The organism is Stenotrophomonas sp. YJH_SMC_58 (assembly GCF_059369635.1).
This window is the reverse complement of record NZ_JCAFSW010000006.1, coordinates 245,801-261,092: the sequence shown is the minus strand read 5'-3', so window position 1 is coordinate 261,092 and position 15,292 is coordinate 245,801. Positions and strand designations below refer to the sequence as shown.

Below are 15,292 nucleotides of genomic sequence, written 5' to 3'. Positions count from 1 at the left end.
GGCGGACAAGAAGTTCTCGACTAAACGGCGTCAAACGGGCATTTTTATGGTGGTTCATCCGGGCTCTTTGGGGACTGGATAGGTGTGGTAACCACCATTTTCCAAAGATGCCCCGGATGAACAACCTACCGAGAGATCACAGCTAGCGGCCGACCCTGGTCGGCGAAAGCAGCGTGATGCGTGCATGCCGCGTCGATGCGCGGCTTGCTATAGTGCGCGCGCCCTCAATCCATCACGGATTCGTTCCACATGCCCAATTTCCGTCCGCTTGCCATCGCCCTGGGCATCAGCCTGGCGACCCTGGTCCCGACCCATGATGCGTTCGCCGCCGCCAAGAAGAAGGCCGCGCGCGCCCCGGCCGTCAGCGCCCAGTGCAGCGACTTCTATGACGCCACCAACGCAGGCTGGCTGAAGGCCAACCCGGTGCCACAGACCGGTGCCACCACCGCGCTGGGCCAGCTGGTCGACCGCAGCCGTCAGCAGCAGCGTGAACTGCTCGACGCAGCAATGAAGGCGCCGCAGGGCAACGTGCAGAAACTGCTGGGCGACTTCTGGGCCAGCGGCCTGGACGAAGCCGCCGTGGAAGCCGACGGATCCAATCCGATCGCCCCGCTGCTGACCCGCATCAACGCCATCAAGAAGGCCAAGGATGTGCCGGCCTCGATCGCCGCGTTGCACCAGGTCGGCATCCCGGTGGCCTTCAACTTCGGCCCGGACGTGGACCTGAAGGCGCTGGACCGCCACATCGGTTACTTCATGCAGGGCGGCATGGGCCTGCCGGACCCGGCGTTCTATACCCGCACCGACGCCGACACCGTTGCGCTGATGGGCCGCTACCGCAATTACGTCAAGCAGATCCTGGCACTGACCGGCACTCCGGCCGCCAAGCTGGATGCCGAGTCGCAATCGGTGATCGCACTGGAAACCGAACTGGCGCGCAACGCGCAGTCGCTGGCCGGCATCAACAACCCGTTCAACAACTACGCGCCGATCTCCACCAAGGAGCTCAACAGCCGCTACCGCAACCTGCAGCTGGATGCCTTCCTGAAGGCCCAGGGCGTGGACGACGACCTGGTCTCGCTGGCCGACCCGGGCCTGTTCAAGCAGCTCGATGGCATGGTCACCAAGCTCAAGCCGGACCAGTGGAAGGCCTACCTGCGCTGGCGCGTGGGCGACTCGATGGCGCCCTACCTGTCCAAGGCCTACCGCGACGCCGAATTCGAATTCCGCGGCCGCGTGCTGCGTGGCGAAACCCTGCCGCCGCAGCGCTGGGAAGACGTGCTGGAGGCGATCAACGTGGCCGCCGGCCCGATGCTCGGTCGCGAATACGCCGCCCGTTACCTGTCGGCCGAAGACCGTCGCCAGGCCGCATGGATCGTCGACAAGGTGCGCGAAGTGCAGATCGAAGCGGTCAAGAACAGCAGCTGGATGAGTGCCGAAGCCAAGACCGAAGCGCAGGCCAAGCTGGCCGCGCTGAAGATCGAGATCGGTACCCCGCTGCGTGATCTCGACTACAGCGTGCAGCCGATGGGCCGTGGTTCGTTTGGCGGCAACATGCTGATTGCGTCGACCTGGCGCCACCGTGAGGAAATGAAGCGCATCGGCAAGGGCAACGCCGACCGCCGCTGGGACGTGCTGCCGCAGCAGCCGTCGCTGGCCTATGACCTGGCGCAGAACCGCCTGATCGTCACCGCTGCGATCCTGCAGGGGCCGGTGTTCAACGCCAAGGCCGACGCTGCCGACAAGTTCGGCAGCTTCGGTGGCCTGGTCGGCCACGAGCTGACCCGCGCGATCGATGCCAAGGGCGCACTGGTCGATGCCAAGGGCGAACTGCGCAGCTGGTGGACGCCGGCCGACAAGACCGCCTGGACCCTGCTCGGCAACCGCGTCGCCGCGCAGTACGGCGCCTACGATTTCCCGGGCGTGAAGGGTGCCAAGGTCAACGGCACGCTCACCCAGGAAGAGAACCTGGCCGACATCGCCGGCCTGGAACTGGCGTGGGCCGCGTACACCGCGCAGGAGCAGAAGGCCAAGCCGGCACAGCAACAGAGCTTCTTCCGCGCATGGTCGGCGTTGTGGGCGCAGCAGCTGTCGCCGAACGAGGCCGTGCGTCGCCTGACCGCCGACATCCGTGCACCGGGCCTGTGGCGCAGCAACGGCACGCTGGCCAACCTGCCGGCGTTCGGTGCCACCTTCAGCTGCAAGGCCGGCCAGCCGATGCAGCGCAGCGAAGCCGAGCAGATCAAGGTCTGGCGCTGAGCTAACTGCTGCAACTGGTAATGCAGAGGGCGCCTTCGGGCGCCCTTTTTTCGCTTGGCGACCCAAAAAAGGGACCCCGGCATGGCCGGGGTCCAGGTCGTTTTCTGGAGAGATCGATCAGGTGCTGCGATCAGAAGTCGTAGGACGCACTGACACGAACCGAACGAGGTGCGCTGAAGTAGGTACCCATGCCGTAGGTGTTGGACACCGTGTAGGGGCCATCTTCATAGACCGCGTCAGACTGCACCGCGCGACGCTGGTTCAGCACATTGAAAACATCCAGGCTGAAAGCCAGCTTGTGATCTGCAAACGAAGGGCGATACATCACGCCCAGGTCCAGGCGGGTCGTCCAGGGCTGCCGGCCGGCGTCACCCGGACGCGACGGCTTGCCACCGCAATAGTGATAGGCCGCGTCGTAGCCCAGCGGATCACTCTCATCGGTGCCGTAGTAGCCCAGGCAGCTCTTCGGCGCCCCCGACATGATCCGCAGGGTGGCCGACGCCGACCACTCATCGTTGAACATATAGGCGCCATAGCCCTTCAGCTGGTGACGGCGGTCGTTCGCCAGATAGCCACCGGCGTATTCCATCAGTGCCGCGGCATCCCAGTCCTGGGTCTTGGAGACGTCATCCTGGCCGATATCCGACTTCACCTGGCCTTCGGTATTGCCGAAGCTGCGCGACCAGGTGTAATCCAGACGTCCGTACCACTTGTCGCTCAGCGGGTGCTCGATGAACAGATCGACGGCGATGTAGTCCCGCTTGGCCTTCTTGTTGCCGTAACCCCAGTCGGCGGAGCTCATCTGCACCGGCGTGTAACCCGAGCCATCCGCGTGTCGAATCATGAAGGTGTTGGTCTTGCCCGGATTGAAGATCACACAGCCCGGGACATCGAGATTGCTGTCGTCGACGCCCATCGCGGCAAGCTTGTCGTGGATGCGATCGGAGTCACAGGTATCGTCGATGGCCGTCTGCAGGCGACGATAGGTGAACTTGGCACCGGAGCTCCAGCGCTCGCCCAGCGTCTTCTCGAAGCCAAGGATCAGCTCGTCCTGGTACTGCGACTTCAGGTCGGTCGGCGCAATCGACAACGGATCAGGGGTCTGGCCATATTCATTGTTGGCTGACACCGGGCCCGGGCCCAGAGCGGTCAGCCCGGTCGGGTTGCCGTTGGCATCAATTCCGCTATAGGTGAAGTACTCGCGGGTGAACGTCGAGGCGGAAGCACCACGAATGGCAACGCTGTTGGGCAACGCCAGGTAGTAGCGGCCCAGGTTGGCGAACACCTTCAGCGACGAATCGCCAAACACATCCCAGCTCGCGCCCAGGCGCGGCGCCCACTGGTCACCGCTGTCGACGTAAGGCTTGGCCGCACTGTTGTAGTTGGTGAACTTGTCATTGCGGATGCCGAGGGTCACCAACCAGTTCGGCGTGACCTGCCAGCGGTCCTCCAGATAGTAGGCCTTCTGCTTGACCGACATGCTGGTGGTCGTGGAGAAGATGTACTTCTGCACGAAGTAGCCGTTGCCGCCCGGCGGGGTGATATCAAAGCCCGGATTCGGCGACGAGGCCGGATCAACACGACCATAGATCCAGGCATACCCCGGCCCGGTCATCGCCTGACCTTCGTTATGCCCCTGGAAGTACATGTTATCGATACCACCGGTCAGCTCGTGGTTGCCGATGCGGTACTGCAGGTCTACACGCAGGCCTCGGGTCTTGCTGCCCGCATCTGACGACTTGGTATAGAGCGCCGACTGGTCGTTGCGGATGGGGCGGCCACCGGTAATGGACGGATCCTGATTGCCCGGGCTGCTGAGATAGGGGTTGGCCGTATCCAGCGGATTCGACTCCAGATTGCTCTCCTTGCTGCGACCCCATACCGCACTCAGGGTCAGGTCATCGTTCAGGTAGCCGGTGTACTTGAAGATGTCAAAGTCGTCCTTGAGCTTCGTGGTGTTCGGGAACGTGCCGGTGCGATCACCTTCGGCCAGGTCCTCGTAGTCGAACGATCGGTAGTAGCCACCGTTGCGATCGGTGTTCTGCACGCGGGTGTATTCCAGCGTGTTGCTGTCGTTGATGTTCCAGTCGATCTTTCCATAGAACTTCGGCGCATCAATGGTGTAGTGGTTGCGCACCTGCTGCGTTGCTGCAGAGCTGTTCGTGGACACACCTTCGGTGCGGTCCTTTTCCGCAGCCAGGTGAATGAACAGACGATCCTCGATCAGTGGGCCACTGGCATAGCCACTGTAGGTGGTACGCGTGGCGACATCGTCCTTGCGGTAGCGATAGAGCGAACCAGGCAACGAGTCATCGGTGTAGCTGTATCCATCTGGCAGAAGGCGATTGGGATAGATGACAGTGGCCGCAGAAGCCGACAGCGAGTCCGGGGCCCAGGTGGCCTGCACGCCGAAATGCCATTCATTGGTGCCGCGCTTGCCGAGCTGGTTGATCACACCACCGGTGGAGCGCCCGTATCCCGCTCCGTAGCCGCCCATGAACGTTTCCTGCTGGTCGATCGACCCATAGGGCAGGCTGATACCACCCAGGTTGCTGAGCGGATTGTTGGCCAGGAAGCCATTCAGATAGTAGGCATTCTCAGTAACACTGGAACCACCGAAAGACAGCACCGAACGCGAGCCATTGCTGAACGCGCCACTGCCTGCGACAACACCTGGCGCGAGCAATGCGATGGCTTCGGCGCTACGCCCCAGTGGCAACACATCCAGTTGCTCGGACGTAATGACCGACTTGGACACCGTATTGGTGACATCGATCTTCGGCACATTCGCCGCGACGACGTTCACGGCCTCCAGCGTGGTGGCGGCACTGCTGCCACCGGCAAACGACACCTCGGTGCCAACGCCGACCTTCAGCAGAACATTCTCGCGCTGATCGACGGTCTGGCCGTCACGCTGCTGGATGATGGTGTACTTGCCCACCGGCAACGAGCCGAGGTTGTAGCGGCCATTGCTGTCGACGGTCGCCGAGCGTTTCAGGCCCGTATCGCTCTGCACGACGATGGTCGTGCCGGCAGGCGCACTGCCGTACAACGAACCGGTCGTGCTCTGCGCGGCTGCGGCGCCGATGAAAGAAGTCAGGACGACCGCCAAGGCGGTACGCTTCAACCTTGCGACGTGCTTGCTGCTGGTCATGGAGTTTCCTTGATTCGGTGAAGATCAGGCTGCAGTTGCAGAATTGCTGCACGGAAGCGACAGCCCCATGTAGCTGAACCAAATATTAATTTCATCAATTCTTAATTTGCAATGGCGGCTGAACAAAAATAACCAATTGAAATTGAAGGAAAAGTTTTGATACAAACATGAACTTTGTTCAAGTTTTGTTTATTAATCAGCCGCTTGCAGCCCGCTCCACCCGTTACCGCCCCCAGTCTCCGGTCACCGTGATACCCATCCCGGTTTAACACCCGGCGTGCTATCGCTGCGGCCTCTTCCATCGCGGAGCCCCGACATGGCACACAAGAACACCATCTGTGTCTGGTACGACAACGGCGCGCTCGAGGCCGCCACCTTCTATGCCAGCCTCCTGCCCGACAGCGCGGTGACCGCCGTGCATCACGCACCTGGCGACTACCCCGACGGCAAGGAAGGCAACGTGCTGACCGTCGAATTCACCGTCTGCGGCATTCCCTGCGTCGGCCTCAACGGCGGCAGCGCGTTCAAGCACAGCGAAGCGTTCTCCTTCCAGATCCAGACCGAGGACCAGGCCGAGACCGACCGCCTGTGGAATGCGATCGTCGGCAACGGTGGCCAGGAGAGCCAATGCGGCTGGTGCAAGGATCGCTGGGGCATCTCCTGGCAGATCAGCCCGCGCATGCTCATCGAAGCAGTGACCAGCAAGGACAAGGCATTGGCCAAGCGCGCCTTCAACGCGATGATGCCGATGAAGAAGATCGACATCGCCACCATCGAAGCGGCAATAGAAAAAGGGGACGGAGGGGATTAAGTCGTTTCTGCCCACCGCTGCCGACCCTGTGCGAATTGCGACTTAATCCCCTCCGTCCCCTTTTTTTGAGGTGCTGATGTCCTGGGATGCAATCATCATCGGGGGTGGCCACAACGGCCTGGTCTGTGCGGCCTATCTGGCGAAGGCCGGAAAGAACGTGCTGGTCCTTGAACGGCGCGGCGTGCTCGGCGGAGCGACGGTCACCGAGGAGTTCCATCCCGGCTTCCGCAACTCGGTGGCGTCGTACACGGTGTCGCTGTTGCAACCGAAGGTGATCGAAGACCTGCAACTGCATGCGCATGGGCTGCGCATTGTCACGCGCCCGGCCAACAACTTCCTGCCATTGCCCGACGACCGCTACCTGTTGTCGGCACCCGGCCGCACCCAGGCCGAAGTCGCTGGATTCTCCGCTCGGGATGCACAGCGCCTGCCAGCGTACGAAGCACGCCTGGAGATCTTCGCCGATGTACTGCGCGCGTGGGCTCTCCGCGCGCCACCGGACATCGGCGCCGCCGGCGGCTGGCGCGGCCTGCCCGCACTTTGGCAGATGGGGAAGCTCGGCCGCGAACTGGCGGCGCTGGATGCACCGCTGCGGCAGGAGCTGCTGGACCTGTTCACGCTGTCGGCGGCGGAATACCTGGACCGCTGGTTCGAGAGCGAGCCGATCAAGGCGCTGTTCGGCTTCGATGGCATCGTCGGCAACTATGCCAGTCCATACACACCGGGCAGCGCCTACGTATTGCTGCATCACGTGTTCGGCCAGTGCAATGGCGTGAAGGGTGCATGGGGCCATGCGATGGGTGGCATGGGCGCGATCAGCCAGGCCATCGCCAGCGCGGCGCGCGAGGCCGGGGCCGAGCTGCGCGTGGATGCCGGCGTGCGACGGGTACTGACCGAACAGGGCCGCGCCGTGGGGGTGGAACTGGCCAACGGCGAAACCCTGCGTGCACGCGCGGTGGTCGCCAACGTCAATCCGAAGCTGCTGTACGAACAGCTGCTGGAGCCGGCGCAGGTACCGGCTGCCACACGCGAACGCATGACGAACTGGCGCTGCGGTTCCGGCACCTTCCGGATGAACGTGGCGCTGTCGCGGCTGCCGGAGTTCCGCGCCCTGCCCGGTCCGGGCGATCACCTCAGTGCCGGCATCATCATGGCCCCCAGCCTGGACTACATGGATCGCGCCTGGCTGGATGCGCGCCGCGACGGTTGGTCGCGCGAACCGATCGTGGAAATGCTGATACCCAGTACGCTGGACGATTCACTGGCACCGCCCGGACAGCATGTGGCCAGCCTGTTCTGCCAGCACGTGGCGCCGGTACTTCCTGATGGGCGTCACTGGGATGACCACCGCGAGACGGTAGCCGACCTGATGATCGCTACCGTTGAACGCTATGCGCCCGGCTTCGCTGACAGCGTGCTCGGTCGTCAGGTGCTGTCCCCGCTCGATCTGGAACGCACCTTCGGTCTGGTCGGCGGCGACATCTTCCACGGCGCACTGAGCGCCAACCAGTTGTTCTCGGCGCGGCCGATGGTCGGCCAGGCCGGCTATCGCGGCGCCCTTCTCGGCCTGTATCTGTGTGGGTCGGGTACCCATCCCGGCGGTGGTGTTACCGGTGCACCGGGGCACAATGCGGCGCAGGTGGTGCTGCGGGACCTGTAGTGGTGTGCCGACCAACGGTCGGCACCTACGGCGTCAAATGATCCTTCGGATCATTTGACGCTGCGCAGATGGTTCGGGCGCTTCGGGGGGCCGGGCGGGCGACGCTTGTTGAACGGCGGCTGCCCGCGCCAGTAACGGATCAGCAACCAGCCGAACAGCATGCCGCCCAGGTGCGCGAAATGGGCCACGCCCGGCTGCCAGCCGGTCATTCCCAGCACCAGTTCGCCCACGCCGAACAGGATCACGAAGGTCCGCGCCTTCATCGGGATCGGCGGGAACAGCAGCATCACCCGCTGGTTGGGGAACAGCATGCCGTAGGCCAGCAGCAGGCCAAACACGCCACCGGAGGCGCCCAGCACCGTCGCCGGGTTTTCCAGCAGCGTGCCCACCAGCAGCTGGCAGACGCCTGCACCAGCCACGCACACCAGGTAATACAGCAGGAAGCGCTTCTCGCCCCAGGTCTGCTCCAGCGGCGCGCCGAACATGAAGACCGCCAGCATGTTGAAGAACAGGTGGCCGAAGCTGCCATGCAGGAAGCCATAGGTCAGCAGCTGCCACGGCTGGAAGTTGCCGCCCGGCGAGAACGCATCGAAGCCCTGCTGCAGCGGTTGCAGCATGAACGGCTCGAAGGTCTGCATGCCGAGCAGGAACTGCTGCTGCAGCAGGAACAGGATCGCATTGGCGATCAGCAGGGCCTTGGTGACGGTTGGCAGTCGCGGGAACATGGGAGTACCGGCATGGAACGGCCTCCATCATAGCCGCAGCACCGTGTCTTGTTGGCGGCCCTCAGGTCCGGCCTGTTCAGTCGCCAGCGGTGCTCAGACCGGGCCCCACACAGCGGCATCCAGTGCCGCTGCCGGATCAGCCGCCGGCATCCGCACCCGGCCGTTCTCCACCACCACGCCCTCCGCGCGCAACCGCTGTGACTGCTCGCGCCATCCGGCCGACCCTTCTTCCATGGCAATTCGCCCATCCGAGCGCAGCACGCGGTGCCAAGGCAGGTCCGGGTCGTCGTTCTGGCCCAGGATGCGCGCGGTCAGCCGCGCACGCCCGGGCAGGCCCGCGCGCATCGCTACCTGCCCATAACCCATCACCTGCCCTACGGGGATCGCGCGGATCACCGCCAGGATGCGCGCACGCGCCTGCTCCGGTGTCAGCGCCGCAGGCGGGTCACCAGCAGTACGCCGATCAGTACCAGCACGGTGCCGGCGATCTGCGCCGGCCCCATCGGTTCGTCGAGCAGCCATAGGCTCATCACGATGGTGGAAACAGGGCCCAGCATACCGACCTGCGCGGCCAGCGACGAACCCACGCGCTGCACCGCCAGCATGATCGCCAGCACCGGCAGCACCGTGCACACGGTGGCATTGACCAGCGACAGCCATTGCACTGGCGCCGGTGCCTGCCACAGCAACGGCAGCGGATGGGTCACCGCGAAATGCAGCAGCACCAGCACGCTGGCCACGCAGCTGGCATAGGCGGTCAACCGCACCGCGCCGATGCGTGCGACCACCTGCCCACTGCCGAACAGGTACAGCGCGTAGCTGAGCGCACTGCCCAGTACCAGCAGGCTGCCGACGATGATCTGCCCGCCCTCGCGCTGCAGATCGTGGCCGAAGGCGAGCAGCACGCCCAGATAGCTCAGCACCAGCGCGCCGATCTGCCACCGACCGGGCCGCTGGCGCGCCAGCAGCACGTTGATCAGCAGCACCAGGGTCGGGTTCAAGTAAAGAATCAGGCGCTCAAGGGTCACGCTGATGTACTGCAGGCCCTGGAAGTCGAGCAGACTGGACAGGTAGTAGCCGGTGAAGCCCAGCCACAACACGCGGGCACGGTCGGCCCAGGACAGCGGCTCGGCCCGGCGCGCGGACCACAGTGCCATCAGTACGAACAGCGGTAGCGCCATCAGCATGCGCAGGGCGAGCAGCGTGGTGGCATCCACGCCGTGACGCAGGCCGAGCTTGACGATGATGGCCTTGCCGGAGGCGGCGATGGCGCCGATCGCGGCCAGGCCGATGCCTCCCAGCGCGATGCGTGGGGAAGCGGTGGCGATACGGGAAGCGGGGCTGGACATCAGGACGACGGCGGGCCGCACGGGGCGGCCAGGGAAGGCGTAAGGGCTTCCATTGTCGCATGGGTGCGCCTGGTGACCTGGAGAGCCGAGCCTGCGCTCGGCTGCCCCTGTCTGCACAGAACGCAGCCGAGCATAGGATCGGCTCTAAAACCGTCCAGCTCAGCGCATCAGCACCACTTCCTCGGCCGAGGTCGGGTGGATCGCCACGGTGTCGTCGAACTGGGCCTTGGTCGCGCCCATCTTCACCGCCACCGCAAAGCCCTGCAGGATCTCGTCGGCCGCTTCGCCCAGCAGGTGGATGCCCACCACCCGTTCTTCCGGACCGGCACAGACCATCTTGAACAGGCTGCGCTGGGTGCCATTGGCCAGCGCCTGCAGCATCGGACGGAAACGGCTGTGGTAGACGCTCACCTGATCGAACCGCGCGCGCGCCTCTTCTTCGCTCATGCCCACCGCGCCCAGCGGTGGATGCGAGAACACCACGCTGGCCACGTTCTCGTAATCCATCTTCGACTGCGGGCGGCCACCGAACAGGCGGTCCATCAGCCGCCGCGAAGCGGCCACCGCCACCGGGGTCAGGCCGACCTTGCCAGCGATGTCGCCCACCGCGTGCACGCTCGGCACACACGTGGTCTGCCATTCGTCCACCTGCACCTGCTGGTGTTCGCCGATACCGATGCCGAGCGCTTCCAGGCCCAGATCGCGGCTGTTGCCACGGCGGCCGGTGGCAAAGAACACCGCGTCGAACACGCTGTCGAGCGGGCCATCATGGCCGAATGCACGTACGCGTTCGCCATCGCGCTGCAGCTCGCGCAGGCGATAGCCGAAATGGATGCGCACGCCCTGCTGCTTCAGGTTCTCGGCCAGCTGATCGGTCAGCTCGTAATCGAAGCGATCCAGCAGCCGCTGGCCACGCACCAGCAGGCTCACCTTGCTGCCCAGTGCCTGCAGCAGGCCGGCCAGCTCCACCGCGATGTAACCGCCACCGATGATCGCCACCTCGGCCGGTGCCGCGCGCAGATCGAAGAAATCATCGGAGACCAGGCCCAGTTCGGCACCGGGGATGTCAGGCCGCAGCGGGTGCGCGCCGGTGGCGATCAGGATGTGTTCAGCGCTGTAACGCACGCCATCGCTGCAGGCCACGGTATGCGCATCGAGCAGATGACCGCGCGCCGGAATGCGCACCACGCCGGTTTCGTCCAGGCGCTTGTGGTAGCTGGTGTGGATGTTGCTGATGTAGGCCTGGCGATGGATCACCAGCTCCTGCCACGACAATGCCGGGCGTACCTTGACATCGAAACCCATCGCACTGGCCAGGCCGATGCGCTCGTGCAGGTCGGCCGCCAGCCACATGGCCTTCTTCGGCACGCAGCCGACGTTGACGCAGGTCCCGCCCAGTTCACCAGGCTCCAGCAGCGCCACGCGCTTGCCGTGCTGCGCGGCGCGGATCGCGCCAGCCAGGCCGGCGGAACCACCGCCAAGGACGATCAGGTCGTAATCATAGGGTGCAGTGCTCATCGGAATCGCTCGGGTCGGTAAGGGGCAGGATCGATCGCCGGCGTGCGGCCGCAGACGAGATCGGCGATCAGCTGGCCGGTGCCGGCGCTCATGCTGATGCCGAGCATGCCATGCCCCGCTGCAAGCCAGACGTGAGGATGCGCGGGCGCGCGGCCGATCAACGGCACGTCGTCCACGCTCATGGGGCGCCACCCGCACCACTGCTCCTGCAGCTGCACACCACGTGGCGCGCGCAGGTAGTGGTCGGCGGCCTGCTGCAAGGCCTGCAGGCGGGTCGTGCGCAGCTGCGGATCGGCACCGGCGAATTCCATGGTACCGCCCAGCCGCAGCGCTTCGCGCCAGGCGATCACGAACACGGAATGGTCCTTCAGCACGACTGGACGCTGCGGCACCTGCGCCGGTCGTGACCAGGTCAGCGAGTAGCCCTTGCCGGGTTGGATCGGCACGCGCAGACCCAGTTGCCGCGCCCAGCTCGGTGACCACGGCCCGGTCGCCAGCACCAGCTCTCGCGCCAGCAGCATGCGTTCACCGACACGCACGCGCACACCCTGCGCATCGGCGCTGAAATCCTCCACGTCCGACTGCTCTTCGATCACCACGCCCTGTGCGCGCAGCACGCGCGCCAGTTCGGCGGTGTAGCGGTCCGGACGCAGCTGGGCATCGCCGGGGAAGTGGATCGCACCGGCAAGGCGATCATGAAACGCCGGATTGTCGCGCGCGTAGTCGGTGCCATTGATGCGCGCCGAGGCAATGCCCTGTGCGTTCAGCGCCTCACACTCGGCAGCGTGGTGATCGAAATTGCGGGCGTCACCGAACACATAGTCCAGACCGCGCGCCTCGAACTCGCAGTCCAGCGCATGCGTCTGCACCCACTGCGCCAGGCGCAGCCGTGAATCATTCAACAATGCGCCGCGTGCCCGCGTGGCGTGCAGCCAGTCGCGTGCGTTGCAGCGCGCCCCGAACTGCAGCAGCCAGCGCCACAATGCTGGGTCCAGGCGTGTACGCACGTACAGCGGCGCACGCGGATCGAGCATCCAGCGCAGCGCGCGCAACGGCACGCCGGGCGCTGCCAGCGGTGGCGCGTGGCTGGGGGTGATGGTGCCGCAGTTGCCATGCGAGGTCGCGCCGCCGACACGCCCACGGTCGATCACGCGTACCTGCCGGCCCTGTGCACGCAGCGCGAGTGCGGCAGCCAGTCCAATGGCACCGGCGCCGACCACGATCACATCCTCGCGCGCGCCCTGCATCGATCAGCCCTGGCCGGCCCCGCGCCGCATCGGCGGCCACTGCCGGTAGGTCATCGCGCGCCACAGCCATTCCATCGGCCCAAAGCGGAAGCGGCGCAGCCATACGTGCGAGATGCCCACCTGCGCGGTGAACAGCAGCAGCGCGAACATCAACTGCACGCTGCGTGGCATCGTTTCGAACGCGCCCAGGCCGTAGTGGTAGAACAGCCAGGTGCACAGCAGCGACTGGCCGAGGTAATGGGTCAACGCCATGCGCCCGACCGGCGCCAGCCAGCCCAGCCGCGCGCGCCAGTGTACGATCCAGGCCAGGTAACCCAGGCACATCGGCAGGCCGCCGATCGTCACCAGCGCCATCGCCGCCGTAACCGGCAGATCGTAAGCGCCCGGCGCCAGATACGGCTTCCAGGCAACACCCAGCAGCGTGACCAGCAGGCCGAAGGGCAGCGCCCCCCAACGCAACACCGCATACAGCCGCGGGAAGCGATCCGGCGTGGCCAGCGCGCCGCTGCCGGCAAACCAGCTGCCGATCAGGAACATGCCCAGCACTTCCGGGCCGGTGATCAGCATCGCCCCCATCGACGTGCCGAACTCGCTCAGCCGCTGCGCATTGGCCTGCATCCAGCTGCCCTGCCCGTACACCAGGCGCTGCAGATCGATGCTCTGCTGCGCCTCGGTGAGCATTTCCCGCACCTCGTCAGCCGAGGCCATCGACACCATCGCGCCGACCAGCAGCATCATCGCCACGCCGCCGAGGTAGACCGCCGCGCCCATCCACGGCAGCCAGCTGCGCGGCGCCTCCCGGCAGGCCAGCAGCGGCAGCGAGATCAGCGCGTAAAGCACCAGGATGTCGCCGGACCAGACCAGCAGCGCGTGGCACAGGCCGATCAGCAGCAGGCCAGCGCTGCGGCGCAGGTAGAACGGGGTGAAGTCACGCCCGGCCGCCTCGGCGCGCTGCGCCATCACCGCGAAGCCGGCGCCGAACAGCAACGAGAACAGGGTGAAGAACTTCCCCTGCACGAATACGTAGACAAAGGCATCGGCCCAGTAGTCGATACCCTGCCAATGCACGTCGATGCCGGTGAAGGCCAGGTCCAGCGGTCCGCTGAAGGCCTCGATGTTCATCAGCAGGATGCCCAGCAGCGCAGCACCGCGCAGCACGTCCAGCACGGCGATGCGTTCGCCGGAAGCCACCGGTTGCAGGGAAGGAGAAGCGGCGTTCACGGGGCGTCCGTCGGGCAGGTCCGCCATTATGCCGCCGGCCCGCGTGCCATGGATGGCCGCGCCGTGTTCCAGAAACGCAATGGCCCGCCGAAGCGGGCCGTTGCTGCCATCATGATCGCGCTGCGATCAGTGGTGGTGACCGCCGTCGCCGTGGACGTGACCGTGGTCGATCTCTTCCTTGCCGGCTTCGCGCACATCGACGATTTCCACGTCGAAGTGCAGGTCCTTGCCAGCCATCGGATGGTTCAGGTCGACGTCGACGACGCTCATGCCGACCTTCTGCACGGTCACCGCACGCGGGCCGAAGTTGGTCTGCAGCACGACCTGCTGGCCCGGAGCCAGCTTGGTGTTGCCGAAATGCTTCTTCGGCACGCGCTGGGACAGGCCCTCGCGGCGCTCGCCGTAGGCATCGGCTGCGTTGACGTCAACGCTGAAGGTCGCGCCGGCTTCCTTGTCCATCATGGCGTTTTCCAGGCCCGGGATGATGTTGCCGTGGCCGATCAGGATCGCCAGCGGCTCGCCGCGGTCCTTGGACGATTCGATCGGCTCCTGGCCGACTTCGGAAACGGTGTAGTGGAAGCGGACAACGCGGTCTTTTTCGATCTTCATGCGCAACTCTGTCTGGATCTGCCGGAGGCAGGCGGGTTGGGGCGGGTTGTCGCCCGGCGGGGACGCCGCCATCATGACGGCCAATCCCAAGGTGGCGCATTATCCGGAGAACATGCACATCACGCCAGTTTCGTCCGGCCTGCGCCGGCTCCTCGCCCCGGCCCTGCTGCTGGCCCTGCCCGTGCTGATGACCGCCTGCGGCGGCGGCAAGGCCACCCGCCCCGCTCCGCCTCCGCCGACCGCGAACTGGCCGAAGACCGTGCCGGACAACCCCGAGGCGGCCAACTCGGTGCTGATGCGTGCCATCAGCCTGGTCGGCACCCCCTACCGCTATGGCGGCAACACCCCGGATTCCGGCTTCGACTGCAGCGGCCTGGTGGCCTATGTCTATCGCGAGATGCTGGACCTGCGGCTGCCGCGCACCTCGCGCGACCTGGCGGCGGTACAGGGTCCGAAGATCGATCCGCAGCGCCTGGCCACCGGCGACCTGGTGTTCTTCGGCAGCCGCGGCAGCGTCACCCATGTCGGCATTTATGTCGGTGAAGGGCGTTTCGTGCATGCGCCGAGCACCGGCGGCACCGTGCGCCTCGACTCGCTCAGCGGTCCCTACTGGAAGGACCACTACACAGGGGCGAAACGCGTCCTTCGCTAAAATGAACAGGCGATATGTTCAAAACTGTGACGAACATCACCATGCAACTAACGAATTACTAACGGAATTTTTAACTTATCCGCGCTT

Annotated in this window: 12 protein-coding genes; 4 read left to right on the top strand and 8 right to left on the bottom strand. The window is 65.2% G+C overall.

Going from position 1 to position 15,292, the window contains the following annotated elements:
• Positions 1–249 precede the first annotated feature (249 nt).
• Complete coding sequence (locus tag AC5P68_RS10750) at positions 250–2,259, top strand: M13 family metallopeptidase (protein ID WP_184014156.1); 2,010 nt, start codon at positions 250–252, stop codon at positions 2,257–2,259.
• A 130-nt stretch (positions 2,260–2,389) separates the two neighbouring features.
• On the opposite strand, the gene AC5P68_RS10745 is transcribed toward AC5P68_RS10750, so the two are convergent.
• Positions 2,390–5,413 carry a TonB-dependent receptor gene (locus tag AC5P68_RS10745; RefSeq protein ID WP_049433601.1) on the bottom strand — a complete coding sequence of 1,008 codons (3,024 nt, stop codon included), beginning with the start codon at positions 5,411–5,413 and terminating at the stop codon, positions 2,390–2,392.
• A gap of 316 nt (positions 5,414–5,729) precedes the next feature.
• Here AC5P68_RS10745 and AC5P68_RS10740 point away from each other — a divergent pair, with 316 nt between their 5' ends.
• Both AC5P68_RS10740 and AC5P68_RS10735 read left to right on the top strand, forming a co-directional pair.
• Complete coding sequence (locus AC5P68_RS10740; protein ID WP_049403590.1) at positions 5,730–6,224, top strand: VOC family protein; 495 nt, start codon at positions 5,730–5,732, stop codon at positions 6,222–6,224.
• Between the two features lie 76 nt (positions 6,225–6,300).
• A complete protein-coding gene (locus tag AC5P68_RS10735) occupies positions 6,301–7,884 on the top strand; it encodes a phytoene desaturase family protein (protein ID WP_495217122.1) in 1,584 nt (527 codons plus the stop codon).
• A gap of 50 nt (positions 7,885–7,934) precedes the next feature.
• Here AC5P68_RS10735 and AC5P68_RS10730 read toward each other — a convergent pair whose 3' ends face one another.
• The 7 genes from AC5P68_RS10730 to AC5P68_RS10700 form a co-directional block, all read right to left on the bottom strand.
• Positions 7,935–8,609, bottom strand: a complete 675-nt coding sequence (locus tag AC5P68_RS10730) for a rhomboid family intramembrane serine protease (protein WP_111188171.1) — start codon at positions 8,607–8,609, stop codon at positions 7,935–7,937.
• A gap of 93 nt (positions 8,610–8,702) precedes the next feature.
• Positions 8,703–9,131: an MGMT family protein gene (locus tag AC5P68_RS10725; RefSeq protein ID WP_395760173.1), complete on the bottom strand. Its 429-nt coding sequence runs from the start codon at positions 9,129–9,131 to the stop codon at positions 8,703–8,705.
• Positions 9,038–9,958 carry a DMT family transporter gene (locus tag AC5P68_RS10720; protein ID WP_111188172.1) on the bottom strand — a complete coding sequence of 307 codons (921 nt, stop codon included), beginning with the start codon at positions 9,956–9,958 and terminating at the stop codon, positions 9,038–9,040. Before AC5P68_RS10720 ends, AC5P68_RS10725 begins: the two co-directional genes overlap by 94 nt.
• 159 nt (positions 9,959–10,117) lie before the next feature.
• Entirely contained in the window at positions 10,118–11,476 is a 1,359-nt protein-coding gene (gene gorA, locus AC5P68_RS10715; RefSeq protein WP_184014157.1) for a glutathione-disulfide reductase, read from the bottom strand.
• Entirely contained in the window at positions 11,473–12,723 is a 1,251-nt protein-coding gene (locus AC5P68_RS10710) for an NAD(P)/FAD-dependent oxidoreductase (protein ID WP_184014158.1), read from the bottom strand. Before AC5P68_RS10710 ends, gorA begins: the two co-directional genes overlap by 4 nt.
• Before the next feature lie 3 nt (positions 12,724–12,726).
• The gene (locus AC5P68_RS10705) at positions 12,727–13,971 is read right to left on the bottom strand and encodes a DUF418 domain-containing protein (RefSeq protein ID WP_288419929.1); all 1,245 of its coding nucleotides are present in this window, start codon (positions 13,969–13,971) and stop codon (positions 12,727–12,729) included.
• Positions 13,972–14,070: 99 nt separating this feature from the next.
• Entirely contained in the window at positions 14,071–14,553 is a 483-nt protein-coding gene (locus AC5P68_RS10700; RefSeq protein ID WP_012480915.1) for an FKBP-type peptidyl-prolyl cis-trans isomerase, read from the bottom strand.
• A gap of 73 nt (positions 14,554–14,626) precedes the next feature.
• Between AC5P68_RS10700 and AC5P68_RS10695 the strand changes: the two genes are divergently transcribed.
• Positions 14,627–15,205 (top strand): C40 family peptidase, encoded by a 579-nt coding sequence (locus AC5P68_RS10695; RefSeq protein WP_181453284.1) that lies wholly within the window; start codon positions 14,627–14,629, stop codon positions 15,203–15,205.
• The last annotated feature ends 87 nt before the right edge of the window (positions 15,206–15,292 follow it).